16 protein-coding genes and 1 tRNA gene are annotated in these 15,003 nt (G+C 71.3%); 14 read left to right on the top strand and 3 right to left on the bottom strand.

The window, feature by feature from the left end; translation table 11 throughout:
• Window positions 1-61 precede the first annotated feature (61 nt).
• From ASD84_RS05390 to ASD84_RS05380, 3 genes are read left to right on the top strand one after another with little or no spacing between them, the layout of a single operon-like run.
• Window positions 62-856, top strand: coding sequence for a ParA family protein (locus ASD84_RS05390; RefSeq protein ID WP_156391594.1), 795 nt, complete (start codon window positions 62-64; stop codon window positions 854-856).
• Between the two features lie 3 nt (window positions 857-859).
• Window positions 860-1,576, top strand: coding sequence for a L,D-transpeptidase (locus ASD84_RS05385; protein WP_056707431.1), 717 nt, complete (start codon window positions 860-862; stop codon window positions 1,574-1,576).
• A gap of 14 nt (window positions 1,577-1,590) precedes the next feature.
• On the top strand, window positions 1,591-2,382 hold the full coding sequence (locus ASD84_RS05380; RefSeq protein ID WP_200954433.1) for an alpha/beta fold hydrolase: 792 nt from the start codon (window positions 1,591-1,593) through the stop codon (window positions 2,380-2,382).
• 22 nt (window positions 2,383-2,404) lie between these two features.
• Here ASD84_RS05380 and ASD84_RS05375 read toward each other — a convergent pair whose 3' ends face one another.
• Together ASD84_RS05375 and ASD84_RS05370 are read right to left on the bottom strand one after the other, a co-directional pair.
• The gene (locus ASD84_RS05375) at window positions 2,405-3,775 is read right to left on the bottom strand and encodes a lamin tail domain-containing protein (RefSeq protein ID WP_200954431.1); all 1,371 of its coding nucleotides are present in this window, start codon (window positions 3,773-3,775) and stop codon (window positions 2,405-2,407) included.
• 164 nt (window positions 3,776-3,939) lie between these two features.
• The gene (locus ASD84_RS05370; protein WP_082573169.1) at window positions 3,940-5,697 is read right to left on the bottom strand and encodes a DEAD/DEAH box helicase; all 1,758 of its coding nucleotides are present in this window, start codon (window positions 5,695-5,697) and stop codon (window positions 3,940-3,942) included.
• Between the two features lie 223 nt (window positions 5,698-5,920).
• On the opposite strand from ASD84_RS05370, the gene ASD84_RS05365 reads away from it, so the two are divergent.
• The 9 genes from ASD84_RS05365 (at window position 5,921) to ASD84_RS05325 (ending at window position 12,899) form a co-directional block, all read left to right on the top strand.
• The gene (locus ASD84_RS05365) at window positions 5,921-6,634 is read left to right on the top strand and encodes a ferritin-like fold-containing protein (RefSeq protein WP_056707428.1); all 714 of its coding nucleotides are present in this window, start codon (window positions 5,921-5,923) and stop codon (window positions 6,632-6,634) included.
• A gap of 184 nt (window positions 6,635-6,818) precedes the next feature.
• Window positions 6,819-8,096, top strand: coding sequence for a phosphopyruvate hydratase (gene eno, locus ASD84_RS05360; protein WP_056707425.1), 1,278 nt, complete (start codon window positions 6,819-6,821; stop codon window positions 8,094-8,096).
• A 14-nt stretch (window positions 8,097-8,110) separates the two neighbouring features.
• Complete coding sequence (locus ASD84_RS05355; protein ID WP_056707422.1) at window positions 8,111-8,710, top strand: FtsB family cell division protein; 600 nt, start codon at window positions 8,111-8,113, stop codon at window positions 8,708-8,710.
• Complete coding sequence (locus ASD84_RS05350; protein WP_056707417.1) at window positions 8,707-9,228, top strand: DUF501 domain-containing protein; 522 nt, start codon at window positions 8,707-8,709, stop codon at window positions 9,226-9,228. The genes ASD84_RS05355 and ASD84_RS05350 overlap by 4 nt, the downstream gene beginning before the upstream one ends.
• On the top strand, window positions 9,221-10,168 hold the full coding sequence (locus tag ASD84_RS05345; protein WP_235530982.1) for an exopolyphosphatase: 948 nt from the start codon (window positions 9,221-9,223) through the stop codon (window positions 10,166-10,168). Before ASD84_RS05350 ends, ASD84_RS05345 begins: the two co-directional genes overlap by 8 nt.
• Before the next feature lie 59 nt (window positions 10,169-10,227).
• Window positions 10,228-11,697 (top strand): hypothetical protein, encoded by a 1,470-nt coding sequence (locus tag ASD84_RS05340; RefSeq protein WP_056707415.1) that lies wholly within the window; start codon window positions 10,228-10,230, stop codon window positions 11,695-11,697.
• 26 nt (window positions 11,698-11,723) lie between these two features.
• Window positions 11,724-12,248: a glycine cleavage system protein R gene (locus ASD84_RS05335; RefSeq protein ID WP_156391592.1), complete on the top strand. Its 525-nt coding sequence runs from the start codon at window positions 11,724-11,726 to the stop codon at window positions 12,246-12,248.
• Entirely contained in the window at window positions 12,245-12,811 is a 567-nt protein-coding gene (locus ASD84_RS05330) for a peptide deformylase (protein WP_056707412.1), read from the top strand. The genes ASD84_RS05335 and ASD84_RS05330 overlap by 4 nt, the downstream gene beginning before the upstream one ends.
• A gap of 14 nt (window positions 12,812-12,825) precedes the next feature.
• A tRNA-Leu gene (locus ASD84_RS05325) sits at window positions 12,826-12,899 on the top strand.
• A gap of 4 nt (window positions 12,900-12,903) precedes the next feature.
• Here ASD84_RS05325 and ASD84_RS05320 read toward each other — a convergent pair.
• A complete protein-coding gene (locus tag ASD84_RS05320; RefSeq protein ID WP_056710685.1) occupies window positions 12,904-13,197 on the bottom strand; it encodes a hypothetical protein in 294 nt (97 codons plus the stop codon).
• Window positions 13,198-13,284: 87 nt separating this feature from the next.
• On the opposite strand from ASD84_RS05320, the gene ASD84_RS05315 reads away from it, so the two are divergent.
• Together ASD84_RS05315 and ASD84_RS05310 are read left to right on the top strand one after the other, a co-directional pair.
• Entirely contained in the window at window positions 13,285-14,235 is a 951-nt protein-coding gene (locus ASD84_RS05315; RefSeq protein ID WP_056707409.1) for a helix-turn-helix transcriptional regulator, read from the top strand.
• 47 nt (window positions 14,236-14,282) lie between these two features.
• Window positions 14,283-14,984, top strand: coding sequence for a class I SAM-dependent methyltransferase (locus tag ASD84_RS05310; RefSeq protein ID WP_056707405.1), 702 nt, complete (start codon window positions 14,283-14,285; stop codon window positions 14,982-14,984).
• Window positions 14,985-15,003: the final 19 nt, after the last annotated feature.

Raw genomic sequence — 15,003 nt, 5'->3', positions numbered from 1 at the left:
CGCGCAACCGACGTACCGCCCCTGCGCCCGCACCGTGCCTTTGTCCGGCATGATGGTGCCGATGAAGATCGACAAGGGCGCCCGCACGACGATTCTGGCCGTCGCCAACCAGAAGGGCGGCGTCGCGAAGACGACCAGTGTGGCGTCCGTGGGTGCTGCCCTGGCCGAGCTCGGGCAGTCGGTCCTGCTCGTCGATCTCGACCCGCAGGCGTGCCTGACCTTCTCCCTCGGCATCGACCCCGAGGACCTCGACCTCTCGGTCCACCACGTGCTGACCAAGGGCACGCCGATCGCTGACGTGCTGATCGCGACCGAAGACGGTGTCGATCTGTTGCCGGCGACCATCGAGCTCGCGCGAGCCGAGGCCGACCTGTTGACCAGGACCGGCCGCGAGCACGTCCTGCGCGGCGTCCTCGAGGACCTGGCGGCGTCCGGTACCCACTACGACTGGGTGCTCCTCGACTGCCCGCCCTCCCTGGGTGTGCTCACCGTGGCCGCGCTGACCGCCGCCACCGGAGTCCTGATCCCGCTGCAGTGCGAGACGCTCTCCCACCGCGGCGTGGGTCAGCTCCTCGACACCGTGCACGACGTACGCCGCTTCACCAACCGTGACCTCGAGGTCTGGGGCGTGCTGCCCACGCTGTACGACGGCCGGACCAACCACGCGCGCGCGGTGCTCGACACCATCTCGGAGACCTACGACCTCGAGGTCGTCGAGCCGCCGATCCCCAAGACCATCAAGTTCGCCGAGGCGCCCGCTGCGGGTCGCTCCATCCTCGCGACCAGCCGCACCAGCAAGGGCGCCCAGGCGTACCGGGACGTGGCTGCGACGCTGCTCAAGCGGGCGGCGCGCTGACCCGTGAAGCACGTACGTGAGACCGGCGGACGGCACCGCGCGCCAGCGCGCCCCCGTTACGGCCGGATCTCTGCGCTCGGTGCTTCGCTCGCGGTGTTGGTGGTTGCCGTCGCCGGTGGCTTCGGGCTGCTCCCGACCGGTCCGGACCGCTCCGATGCCGCCACGTCCCTGACCGCAGCCGAAGGCAGCGGCACCGAGGCCGATCAGAACGAGGACGACCCGGCCGAAGCCGATCGTTCCGTCGAGCAGCCCGCGGCGACCGGCCTGGCCGATGCCGACGGCAGCAGCAGGATCGCCGCTTCGACCGAGTCGAGCGGACTGCCTCCCCGTTCGGGCACCGGCCGCCGGATCGTCTTCAGCGAGAGCCGCCAGCGCGTGTGGCTCGTCGACGGCGACGGCGACGTCGCGCAGACCTACCTCGTCTCGGGCAGCATCGAGGACAACCTCGAGCCGGGCACCTACTCCGTCTACTCGCGCAGCCGCAACGCGGTGGGCATCGACGACTCCGGGACGATGGAGTACTTCGTCCGGTTCACGCAGGGCACCGAGGGTGCGGCGATCGGCTTCCACACGATCCCGGTCGACGACGGTGCTCCTGTGCAGACCCTGAGCCAGCTCGGCACCCCGCTCTCGCACGGCTGCATCCGGCAGAAGCGCGCCGACGCGATCGCGCTGTGGGACTTCGCCCCGAACGGTACGACGGTCGTCGTCACTGCCTGATGGCACCGGTTCCCGTGGCTCCTGAGAGCGCGTGGTTCGAACCGGAGCACCCGACGGGCCGAGGCGCGCTGGTGGTCGCGGGTTCGAGTGGGCGACTCGATGAGCAGCGCGCACGTCTCCTTGCCGGCCTGGGCGCGGTCGCCCTGACGATCCGCTGGTTCGGAGGGCCGGGCCAGCAGCCGGGTCCCTTCGAGGTGCCGCTCGAGACCTTCGACCGTGCGCTGGACCAGCTCGCCGAACGCTGCGAGCGGCTGGCGATCGTCGGGACGTCCTTCGGTGCGGAGGCGGCGCTGCTGACCGCGGCGTACGACGAGCGGGTGTCGGCCTGCGTCGCGTTCGCGCCGACGCCGGTCGTCTGGGCCGGGTACGACGGCCCCAGGGAGACCTCGCACTGGACGCGCGCCGGATCGGCGGTCCCGTTCGTCCCGTTCGCCGACGACTGGTCGCCCGACGAGGACCCGCCGGCGTACCGCTCCCTCTACGAGCGGAGCCTGGCCGTCCATGGCGACGAAGTGGCCGGCGCGGTGATCGAGGTCGAGCGGATCCGCGGAGACCTGGTGCTGGTCGCCGGTGGCGACGACCGCGTGTGGCCGAGCGCCTGGTTCGCCGACCGGATCGCTGACCGGCGTCGCCAGCACGGGCTCGAGACCACCGTCGTGACCCACCCCGCGGCCGGCCATCGCACGGTGCTGCCGGGGGAGCGGGCAGTCGAGGCAGGGCAGGTCATGCAGCGCGGCGGGACACCCGAGGCGGACGCGGCACTCGGTGACCTCTGCTGGCCGCACGTCGTCCGGGCGCTGGCGTGACCAGGCGCCCGGACGACGAGGCTCAGCAGGTGACGGTGCCCTTGCGCAGGGCGTGACCGCTGGTGTTGCTGTCGTCGGCCCAGAAGACCGGCTTGAACCCGCCGACGCACTCCGCGGCCGCTGCGAGGGAGAAGCCCTCGTTGTTGATGTTGGACATGCCCGAGGGCCGGTCGTACGTCGCCGTCACGGCGAGCGCGCCCGAGGCGTTCACCGCGAACGTCTTGTGCTTGCCGCTGCAGGTGTCGTCGCAGACGACCCACAGGCGCGAGGCCTGCGGCTCCCACTGGAGCTCCATCACGCCGGCGAAGCCGCTACTGATCGACGCGACGCGGGTGTAGGTGCCGGAGTCGAGCAGCACGTAGCCGTAGATCATGCCGGTGCCCTCGACGCCGACGAAGAAGACGCCTCCGGCGTGCGCGGCGTACGCCGCCGGGTTGTATGCCACTCCGGTGGACTCGTCCTTGAAACCGGCGCCGGTCAGCGTGGCGTCGGGCACGTAGGTGATCGCCTCGAACCCGGCGTTGGAGCCGACGGACGGGAGGTTGGAGGTCAGGTTCCACTCGCGGGTGGCGGTCAGGGAGCTGCCGGTGCCGCTGACGTCGTACCGCAGGACCGAGAGCCGGCTGGTGCCCGACACGTCGCCGTTGCGCTCGCTGGCGACATACACGTTGCCGCCGGTCGCGGTGACCCCCTCGGCGTCTGCTGTCCCGGTGCCGCCCGTGAAGCGGAGCGACTTGCCACTGGTCCAGCCGTTGTTGGTGTCGGGGGTCCAGCCTCCCGAGCCGTCGGGGAGCAGGCGCCAGAGCTTGCCGCTGTTCTGCGCAGCCCACATCACCGTGCCGTCCTGGAACAGGCCGCTGACGTCGGAACCGAACACGTTCGACGCGTCGGCGTTCGCGATCGTGCTGCCGCCGGGCCAGGCACTGCCCGAGCCCGAGCAGGAGTTGGCGGTGCCGAGCGTCAGCGCGGCCTGCCCGAACGCGCCGGTGCCGTCCGGGCACCGCGACCACGACGGGTTCGAGTGAGTGGTCCAGGTGAACGTGTCGACCAGCGTCGAGCCGTTGGGCAGGTAGAGCCGCGCCTTGTCGGAGGAGCCCAGCCCGAACTTGCCGCTGACGTCGTAGGCACGGAACGCGCCGGGCGCCAGCGTCGTGCCGGTCGCGATCTGGAACTTCGAGCCGTTGTCGTTGTCCTTGAGGATCCAGCCCGAGATGTCGACGGCGGCCGTGCCCTTGTTGACGAGTTCGATGGAGTCGTTCACGGAGCCGGTGGTGACGACCTCGTTGATGCGGATGTCATCGGCCGGGGCAGCCTGCGCAGGCAGCACCCCGAGTCCGAGCACGGGGGCCGCGCACGCGGCGAGAAGCATGAGGGAGCGACGCAGAGGGGTCACGGTGTCCGTCCTGGATCGGGTGAGTCGGTCGTCAGTGACCCTGCCGACTGCCCGGGAACGAATCCACACCGACGGGCCGAGCACCGTGTGAACGGGAAACGAAACTGGCGCGCTGCCGACCGGGGTCGGACAGCGCGCCAGGCTCCTGTCAGTGCGGTGAGACCTCAGGCGGTCTGCGTCTCCGCCCCGCCCGTGGTGCCACCGGCGTCACCCGCGCCACCGGTGCGGCGACGACGGCGACGGTTGCGGCTCGCGCCGGCGGGGCGTTCGGCACCCTCGGTCGTCGTACCCTCGGCCGCCGGGGCAGCAGCAGGGGCGTTCCCGTCGGCAGCAACGCCGCTGCGGGTACGGGTACGGGTGCGCTCGCCGCCCTCACGGGGCTTGCGCTCGCCGCCTTCACGGCCACCCTCACGAGCACCGTCGCGAGCACCGTCGCGAGCACCGCGCTCGCCGCCACGGCCACCACGGTCGCCGCCACGGCCACCGCGCTCGCCGCCTCGGCCACCACGGTCGCCGCCACCCTCGGCGCGCTCGCGGTCGGCGCGGGACACGTGCGGCGGGGCCGGGATGAGCCGCCCCTTGGTGCCGGGGGCGATGCCCTGGTCGTGGTAGAGGTGCTCGGAGGTGGAGTAGGTCTCGAGAGGCTCGTCGAACGGCAGGTCGAGCGCCTTGTTGATCATCTTCCAGCGGTGCACGTCGGTCGCGTCGACCAGTGTGATCGCGATGCCCGACGCGCCGGCGCGACCGGTGCGGCCGATTCGGTGGACGTAGGTCTTGTCGTCCTCGGGGCAGGTGTAGTTGACCACGTGGCTGACGCCGGAGACGTCGATGCCACGGGCGGCGACGTCGGTCGCGACGAGGACCTGGATCTTGTCCTCGCGGAACTTGTTGAGCGCCTTCTCGCGCGCCACCTGTGCCATGTCGCCGTGCAGCGGGCTGGCCTTGAAGCCACGCTCGACGAGCTCGTCGGCGATCCGCTGCGCCTGGCGCTTGGTGCGGGTGAAGACGATCATCTTGTCGGCGTCCTCGGCCTGCAGCAGGCGGCCGATGATCTCCGGCTTGTCGAGGTCGTGGGCGAGGTAGATGAACTGGGCCGTGGCCGGCACGGTGGAGTTCTCGTACGACGACTCGGCCCGGATGTTCATCGGGTGGCGCATGTGCATGCGGGCCAGCGCCACGATCGCCGCGGGCATGGTGGCCGAGAACAGCATGGTCTGTCGGGTCTCGGGGGTGAGGCGCAGCAGCTTCTCGACGTCGGGCAGGAAGCCGAGGTCGAGCATCTCGTCAGCCTCGTCGAGCACCAGTGCGTGCACGTGGGAGAGGTCGAGGACCTTGCGGTTCGCCAGGTCGATGAGGCGGCCCGGCGTACCGACGACGATGTCGACCCCGGCCTCGAGCGCGTCGATCTGGGTGTCGTAGCCGACGCCGCCGTAGATGGTGAGGACGCGCAGGCCGCGGTCGGCGCTGGCGAGCTCGAGGTCGCTGGAGACCTGGATCGCCAGCTCGCGAGTGGGGGCAACGATGAGGGCCTGTGGCTTGCCCGGCGCGATCTCGGTGTAGTCGGGATCCTTCGTCGCGATGCTGCGCTGCAGGACCGGAATGCCGAAGGCGAGGGTCTTGCCGGTGCCCGTGCGGGCCTGGCCGATCAGGTCGGTGCCGACCAGCGCGACGGAGAGGGTCATCTCCTGGATCGCGAAGGGGTGCACGATGCCGCCGCGCTCGAGCGCGGTGCAGATCTCGGGGTGGACGCCGAGGTCACGGAAGGTGATCCCGGGGACCACCTCGACCTGCTCCTCGGTGAGGGTTTCGATGCCGGCCGCGACAACTTCTTCGGCGGAGACGTCGGTGGTGGGTTCGTTCGTGGAGGTGCTCAGGGTCGTGTCGCTTTCGTGAGTGTCGTCAGCCGCGGTGACAAACGCCATTTCCATCAATTGCGGCTGTCTCACACTCAGCCGCGCACATACGTGGGCAGGTTGCCCGGCGGGCCCGCTCGCTCGGCCACCACGTGGACGTGGGGCGGTTCGTGCAGGCGCTCGCGTGGGCGAGTCTACCGGCCGAAGGCGCACCGGGGGCCATTGCCGGCACCTTGCTGGCAGCGGCTGTGGCGAAGACGCGCTCGGACGAGGCAACTTGTAGCCTGCGGTCATGGCTGAATCCGTCGACGCGCCCGCTCCCGTGGCCACCCCGGTGCCCGACCCCGATCCGGCCTATCGCGAGGCCGTGATCGACCTGCTCGGCGTGATCGCGTACGGCGAGATCTCCGCCTTCGAACGGCTCGCGGAGGACGCCAAGCTGGCGCCGACCCTGCCCGACAGGGTCGACCTGGCCACGATGGCGAGCATCGAGCTGGCCAAGGTGCACCGCCTGCACGACCGGATCCGGTCCTACGGGGCCGACCCGTTCGCCGCCATGGCGCCGTTCCAGCAGGCGATCGACGAGTTCCACGGCCACACCGCGCCTGCCGACTGGTACGAAGGCCTCGTCAAGGCGTACGTCGGCGACGGGTTGGCCAACGACTTCTACCGCGAGATCGCGGCCTACCTCGACCCCGAGACCCGCGACCTGGTGGTGTCCTCGATGGAGGAGGGCACGCATTCGGCGTTCGCGGTCGAGAGGGTGCGGGCCGGCATCGTCGAGGACCCTCGTCTCGGGGGCCGTCTGGCGCTCTGGGGCCGACGCCTGATGGGCGAGGCGCTCACCCAGGCGCAGCGGGTCGCGGCGGACCGCGACGCGCTCTCCGCCCTGCTCGCGGGCGGGGTCGACCGGCCCGGACTCGACCTCGCGGCGCTCGGCCGGATGTTCACCCGTCTCACCGAGCGGCACATGGCACGGATGGCCGAGCTCGGCCTCGACGCCTGAGCGCTCGTGGACGACGCCCGCCAGATCGAGAAGCTCCTCCCTGACGCGTTCGCCGCCGGTCAGCGGAACGCCCGGTGGGTGCTGCCCGGTCTGGTGCCCCGCGCGGTCTAGGCTGACGTGGACGACACCGTCCCACGACACCGTCCCCCGTCAGCACCGTCCCAGCACCTCAGGAGCAGTACACGTGGCAGCGATCGAAGCCGTCGGAGCCCGCGAGATCCTTGACTCGCGCGGCAACCCCACCGTCGAGGTCGAGGTCCTCCTCGACGACGGATCCTTTGCCCGTGCGGCGGTGCCCAGCGGCGCCTCCACCGGCGCCTTCGAGGCAGTCGAGCTCCGCGATGGTGGCGAGCGGTACGCCGGCAAGGGTGTCGAACAGGCTGTCCTGGCCGTCATCCAGAAGCTCGGCCCGGCCATCGAGGGACTCGACGCAGCCGACCAGCGGCTGATCGACCAGACCATGCTCGACCTCGACGGCACGCCCAACAAGGCGACCGTCGGCGCGAACGCCATCCTCGGTGTCTCGCTGGCCGTGGCGCGCGCGGCCGCCGACTCCGCGCAGCTGCCGCTCTACCGCTACGTCGGCGGCCCCAACGCGCACCTGCTGCCCGTGCCGATGATGAACATCCTCAACGGTGGCGCGCACGCGGACACCAACGTGGACATCCAGGAGTTCATGATCGCGCCGATCGGCGCCCCGACCTTCCGCGAGGCCCTGCGGATGGGCACCGAGGTCTACCACCAGCTCAAGGCCGTGCTGAAGAGCCGCGGGCTCGCCACTGCCGTGGGTGACGAGGGCGGCTTCGCGCCCGACCTCGAGTCCAACCGGGCGGCGCTCGACCTGATCGCCGAGGCGATCGGCAAGGCCGGCTACGAGCTGGGCAAGGACATCGTGCTCGCGCTCGACGTGGCGGCCTCCGAGTTCTGCGAGAACGGCTCCTACACCTTCGAGGGCGCCCAGAAGTCGGCGGCCGAGATGACGGCCTACTACGCCGAGCTCGTGGCGGCGTACCCGATCGTGAGCATCGAGGACCCGCTGGACGAGGACGACTGGGACGGCTGGAAGGCCATCACCGACGAGCTCGGCACCAAGACCCAGCTGGTCGGCGACGACCTGTTCGTCACGAACGTCGAGCGGCTCCAGCGCGGCATCACCGGCGGCCAGGCCAACTCGCTGCTGGTCAAGGTCAACCAGATCGGCTCGCTGACCGAGACCCTCGACTCCGTCGAGCTCGCCCACCGCAACGGCTACCGCTGCATGATGAGCCACCGTTCGGGCGAGACCGAGGACACCACCATCGCCGACCTCGCGGTGGCGACGAACTGCGGCCAGATCAAGACCGGCGCCCCGGCGCGGTCCGAGCGGGTCGCGAAGTACAACCAGCTGCTGCGCATCGAGGACGAGCTCGGTGACGCTGCCCGCTACGCCGGCGCTGCGGCCTTCCCCCGCTACCAGGGCTGAAGCCGGACTGACCGATGGCTGACGAGCGCCGAACGTCCCGCAAGCCGGGCCGCCCCACCTCGGGTCGGTCCGGACCGCGGTACGCCGAGCGCCTGAAGGTCGAGCGCAAGCTTGCTGCGCGCGACCGGCAGGCCGCGCTCGATCGCGCCCGGGCCGAGCACCAGAAGAAATCGCGGCTCACCGGCCGGGCGGCGATCCTCGTGCTCGTGCTGGCGGTGCTGGCCGTGTCCTACGCGTCGTCGTTGCGGGCCTACCTCCAGCAGCGCAGCCACATCGAGGCGCTCGAGAGCCAGATCCTCGAGCGGGAGTCGAACATCGACGACCTCGAGAAGGAGAAGGAGCGCTGGCAGGACCCGGCGTTCGTCGCCCAGCAGGCGCGGGAGCGCTTCGGGTACGTCGCCAGGGGCGAGACCCCGTTCGTCGTGGTCGACGCCAACGGCAACCCGCTGGACGCCTCGGCCGAGCTCGGGGACACCTCGACGATCGAGGACCCGGATGCCCAGGTCTGGTACGAGGACGCGTGGGACTCGATGAAGATCGCCGGCAACCCGCCGACGAAGGTGCGTGCGCCCAAGGACCGGATCCAGGCGCCCAAGGAGGACCTGGACGAGTGAGCAGCACCGACGCCGATGTTGCGGTCATCGCGGCACAGCTCGGTCGGGTGCCGCGCGGGATCCACGCCATCGGGCATCGCTGCCCGTGCGGGAATCCCGACGTGGTCAGCACCGAACCGCGGCTGCCGAACGGGACTCCGTTCCCCACGACGTACTACCTCACCTGCCCGCGCGTGAACTCCCGCATCGGGACGCTCGAGGCGTCCGGGCTGATGAAGGAGATGCAGGACCGGCTCGGAACCGACCCCGAGCTCGCCGCGGCCTACCGGGCTGCCCACGAGGCCTACCTCGCCGACCGTGCAGCGATCGGGGACGCCGGTGGTTTCGACGTCCCCGAGATCGAGGGCATCTCCGCCGGTGGCATGCCGGACCGGGTCAAGTGCCTCCACGTCCTGGCCGGGCACGCGCTCGCTGCCGGTCCGGGGGTCAACCCGCTCGGCGACGAGGTGCTCGCGATCCTCGGCGACTGGTGGGCCAAGGGGCCCTGCGTGTCGGTGGAGCCCGCCGCCGGTGGTTGAGGTGCGAGCGGAGCGAGCCTCGAAACCCGTACCGATCGCCGCGATCGACTGCGGCACCAACACCATCAAGCTGCTCGTCGGCGACCCTGCGGGCGATCCCGCAGGAGTCCGGCGCGAGAGCCGGATGATCCGGCTCGGCCAGGGCGTCGACGCGACCGGACGGCTGGCTCCCGAGGCGCTGGAGCGGGCGTTCACGGCCATCGACGAGTTCGCCGGGATCATCCGTGAGGCAGGCGTCGCCCGGATCCGGTTCTGCGCGACCTCGGCGACGCGCGATGCCGACAACTCCGCTGAGTTCACCGACGGCGTCGTGGCTCGGCTCGGGATCGAGCCCGAGGTGCTGTCCGGCCAGGAGGAGGCGCGGCTGGCGTTCGGGGGAGCGGTGCGCGGGCTCGACGGTGTCGAGCTCGCCTCACCGGCACTGGTCGTCGACGTGGGCGGCGGCTCGACCGAGCTGATCCTCGGGGACGTCGCCACCGGGCCGACGGCTGTGCACTCGATGGACATCGGCTCCGTGCGCCTGCACGAACGGCACGTCCGCCACGACCCGGTCACCTCCGAGGAGATCGCCGCGATCGTCGCCGACATCGACGCGGCGCTGGACGCCTCACCCGTCGACCCTGCGGCGGCAGCCGTCGTGATCGGTGTCGCCGGCACGAACACCACGATCGCGGCCGGGACCCTCGGGCTCGCCGCCTACGACCGGGACCTGATCCACGGCCAGGTCCTGGCCGTGGCCGACGTCCAGGCACTCGTCGACGGGCTGCTGACCATGACGGTCGCGCAGCGCCGCGACCTGGGCTGGATGCACCCCGGCCGGGCTGACGTGATCGACGCCGGTGCGTTGATCGTCTCCCGGGTGCTGGCCCGGGTGTCCGTGGCGTCGATGACGGTCGCCGAGACCGACATCCTCGACGGCATCGCCTGGTCGCTGGTCTGAACCGACCCAATCTGGGCGTTCGTCTGACGGCGGGGCTGAGTCGTCCTAGCGTGCGCCTCATGGCGCAGTCCATTGACGGCATCGTGCTGGAACGCATCCTCGAGTCGGGTGCGCGGTTCAGGGAACCGCAGCTGCTCGGCGTCGCGGACGGCATGCTGACCGGCCTGACCCAGATGCACTCCACCGGCGCGGTCCACGGTCGCCTCGGTCCTGCCGGCGTGCTCCTCACAGCCGAGGGTGGCGTGTGGATCTTCGGTGCGGAGTCGAGCCAGGCCTATGCCGCGCCGGAACTGCTGATGGGTCAACCGCCCGGGCCTGCCAGTGACGTGTACGGCGCCGCGGCCGTCATCGCGCACCTGGTGCGCGGCGCCGCGAAGCTCCCCCCGACCGCTGCCGACCTGGATCCCGCGTTCGGATGGCTGCTCGGGCCCGCGCTCTCCGTCGACCCGGCCGCGCGCCCGACGGCCGGTGCCGCGCTCGAGGCGCTGCGCGCCCTGGCCGCGTCCCGGCATGGTCCGGACTGGCGCCGACTGGCCGTCCTGGGAGGCCTGACGACGGGCGTGGCTGCGACCTCGGTCGTCGTGTTGGCCGGTTCGAGTGCTGCGGCGACAGGAGCCGCAGCGGCAGCGGGAGGTGTGGCCGCGACCGGGATCGCCGCCACCGGAGTCAGCGGTACGGCGGCGGGTGGCGTGGCTGCGGGCGGTGCGGCTGGTGCCGGTCTGGCCGGTGGCGGCGTGGCCGCTGGCGGCGCCGCTGGTGGCAGTGCGGCGGGCGGTGCGATCGGCGGTGGCTTCGGCGCAGCCGCGTCGGCCGGGGGTGTCGGGTCAGGTGTCGCTGGAGTGGGGGCAGGGGCAGGGGCCGGGGCCGGGGCAGGCGGTGGAGGCTTGTCGATGGGCCTGGTGGCCGCGGTGGGTGCTGCCGTCGGCGTCGGCGTCGTGGGCGTGACCGCCGCGGTCGTCGTACTCACCGGGGGAGGCTCGACCGAGCAGCACGACCTGCCCGCCACGGCGGACATCTACCTGGCGGGTACCAGCGATGACGACGTCAGCATCAGCGACGCGGGGACGCGACCGTTGCGGATCGACCTCGACGGGGCCGGCACGGTGCGGTTCCCGTCGGTCTCCGGAGAGCTCGGCGCGTGCGGCGGCTGCGAGCCGGAATCGGTGGACGGCGGCAACAAGACCTTTCCCTCGACCAACCTGATGCCCTTGAACGGCATCACCGGTGTGGTGCACGAGGACCGGACCCTCTTCGTCGTCGGCGTCTTCCTCGGTGACGGCGAACCCGACCAGGACGACCAGGTCGACCTCAGCGACGCGGACTCCGAGGAGACACAGGAACCGGGGATCGGCGAGGTGTTCTTCATCGGGGACGGCAGGACGGGCGACGGTGACGAGCAGGAGATCGTCGTACCGGACGGAGCCGAGACGCTCTATCTCGGCTTTGCCGACGGCTACTCGTTCCAGGGCGTGCCGGGGGCGTACGGCGACAACTCGGGCAGCGCCGACATCGAGGTCACCCTCGACTGAGGTCCGGCAACTGGAATGATGTCGGGGTGAGCACCGACCTCTTCGCCGTCACCGTCCTCGGCCACGACCGCCCCGGCATCATCGCGGCCACCACGGCCGGCCTGGCCGAGCTCGGGCTCAACATCGAGGACACGACGATGACGCTGCTGCGTGGTCACTTCTCGATGATGCTGCTGTGCCGTGGCGCCGCGAACGGCGCCGAGATCGAGACCGCGCTCGCGCCCCTGGCTGCGGTTGGTGACCTGGACGTCGCCGTACGGCGAGTCACTGACGAGCCGTCGCACGCGAGCGGTGGCAGCCAGTGGGTGCTGACCGTCCACGGTGGCGACCGATCGGGAATCGTCTCGGCGATCGTGGCCGAGGTGGCGGCGGTCGGCGGCAACATCACCGACCTGACCACGCGCCTCGCCGGTGAGCTGTACCTGCTCGTCGCCGAGCTCGACCTTCCTGCTGACGTCGACGAGCCGGCTCTCGACGCAACGATCCGTGCGGCCGCGGCCCAGCTCGGCGTCACCGCGACGCTGCGCCCCGTCGAGGCCGACGAGCTGTGAACCTCGAGCAGGGGACCGCGCGGCTCACCGCGTGGTCCGAGGCAGAGCTCGGCATCGAGGGCAACGTCCTCGACGTCGTCCGCGCCCCCGCGGGAGTCCTCTCGGAGCGTGGCGCCGACGTCGACCCGGCGGCTCCCGAGATGGTGCAGCTCGCCGCCGACCTGGTCGCCACGATGCGGGTCAGCCCCGGCTGCGTGGGACTCGCCGCCAATCAGGTGGGGGTCGGCGTCCGCATGTTCTGCGTCGACGTCACCGACCACCCGAAGGCCCGCACCCTGCACGGCACCTTCGTGCTCTGCAACGCCGAGGTGGTCGAGGCCAGCCGCAACGAGAAGGCGCGCGAGGGCTGCATGAGCGTGCCCGACTTCACCGGCGACGTGAAGCGCGGCTCGCGCCTCACCGTGCGTGGCCAGCTGCCGCTCACCGGGGAAGAGGTCGAGTTCGCGACGGATGCGTTCGAGGCACGTGCGCTGCAGCACGAGATCGACCACACCGACGGGTTGTTGTTCCTCGACCGGGTTGCCGGTGCCCACGCGATCTACCCTCGCCAGACGTACTTGTAGCGAGTGCCAGCCACGCCCCCGTATCCCAACTGGCAGAGGAAGCCGACTTAAACTCGGCACAGTCTGGGTTCGAATCCCAGCGGGGGCACCTCTCAGAAGGCGCGATTCTCGACCAGGTGGCGCATCGTCGGTGCCGAGTGCCGGACGAGGTGCTGCTGGGACTGCGGTGTCTGCCAGACCTTCTGCAACAACTGGGCGAAGGCCTCGGCGACGCCCGTCGAGTCGAAGTCGAGCTCGACGACCACCTCGTGCGGGTCGTCGGCGGAGCGGGTGACGCGGTAGGACCGGACGCCGTTCTCGGCGCGGAACCGGTCGAACTTGTCGAAGGCCAGCTTCCAGCTGTCGTAGTCGTGGACGGTGTTCTCGATGTGCAGTGTCGTTGTCATGTCCTCAGCGTGGGCCGACGGGAACCCGGTGAACATCCCCGACGTCGGGGATCCTGTGGCCGCCCGGGACCGCCCTACGCTGCTGACGTGGACCTGATCGCGCGCGCCGAGCAGCACTGTCGCGCGGGGCTGTCCGATCGCCTGCTCCGCCAGCGGCTCCTCGAGGCCGTCGCCTCGTCCATCCCGTACGACGCCCACGTGTTCGCCCTGACCGATCCCGTCACCGGCGTCGGGAGCTCGCCCCATGCGACGGTCCCGCCGGAGGCGATGGCCCAGTTGCGGGAGGTGATCCGGCAGCGCTACCTGGATCCCGACCCCGACGAGTGGCGCGGCTGGCTCCGCCGGTTCGAGGTCACCGACGTCGTCCGGGTGAGCTTTGCCGACAGGTACGGCGCCTGGGGCTGGCTCGAGCTCTGGCGGACGGGCGGGGCACCGTTCGGGCCGCGCGAACGAGCCGCGCTGGACGCGCTCCGCCCAGCGGTGACCACCGGGTTGCGCGCGGCCGCGGCCCGGACGTTCGTCGATCCCCGCGAGGACCTGGTGCCGCTGGAGCCGGGCATCGTGCTCCTGGACAGTGACCTTCAGGTCCGGTCACAGACGGATGCTGCTGCCGAGGCGCTGCTGAGACTGCTTCCGCCGGAGGAACCCGTCCCGCCCGTGCCGGCGGCGGCGTACAACGTCGGCGCGGCGCTGCTCGCCCGCGAAGAAGCGGACCGGCCGTGGGAGCCCTCGGCGCGGGTGCACCTCGGAGCCAACCGCTGGGTCAGCGTGCGTGCGGCCCGGCTGGGTGCGGACGTCGCGGTGTCGATCGGGCCGGCGACGGGCGCGGAGCGGACCGATCTCCTGGCCCGGGTGCACGGCCTGTCGCCACGCGAGACCGAGGTCCTCGGGCTGGCCGTGCACGGGCTGGACACCCGGTCCATCGCCGAGCGGTTGGTGATCGCACCGACCACGGCCGAGGACCATCTGCGGGCGCTGCTCGCCAAGACCGGCTCGGCCTCGCGACAGGTGCTGATGTCGCGTGCCCTCGGCGTCTGACGCGGCACTCTTGACTTCAGGTTGACCTGAGGCGGGAGAGTGTTCGCATGCGCCACCAACACAAGCACGACGGTCACGGGCACCCGCAGGACGGCGACCTCGAGACCCTCCGCCAAGCCCTGAGTGCCGAAGCCTGGAACGAGCGGTACTCAGGCAGCGGTCGCGTCTGGAGCGGCAAGCCCAACCAGCGTCTGGTCGAGCAGGCGCGCGACCTCGACCCGGGCACCGCCCTGGACGTCGCCTGCGGCGAGGGCGGCGACGCCATCTGGCTCGCCCGACAGGGCTGGGACGTCACCGCGGTCGACGTCTCGGAGGTCGCCCTGGAGAAGGTCGCCACCCACGCGGAGGACGCCGGCGTCTCCGCTCGCCTCCGGATCGGGCTGTACGACGCCCTGCACGACCCCCGACCCGCGGGTCGCCACACCTTCGACCTCGTGACGGTCAGCTTCCTGCACGTCCCGGTCCCCGACTTCGACGACATCTACCGCGGCATCGCTGAGGCGGTCGCTCCGGGCGGGCGGTTGCTGGTCACCGCCCACCACCCCCACGACGTCGACTCGGGCGTCCGGCACTCCCACGGGCCCGGGCTGCTCTTCGAGCCTGAACGCGTGCTCGAGGCGCTCGAGGTCGGCGCGGCCGACAGCCCGTGGACCGTCGAAGTGGCCGAGACGCAGGACCGCGAGCAGGTGATGCCGGAGGGGCCGATGAAGGTGCGCGACACCGTCGTGCGGTTGCTCCGCGAGGGCTGACGCCCAGGCCAAGGGTCAC

It is taken from the genome of Nocardioides sp. Root682 (assembly GCF_001427795.1).
Taxonomy (GTDB): Bacteria; Actinomycetota; Actinomycetes; order Propionibacteriales; family Nocardioidaceae; genus Nocardioides.
This window is presented reverse-complemented; position numbering and strand designations above follow the sequence as displayed.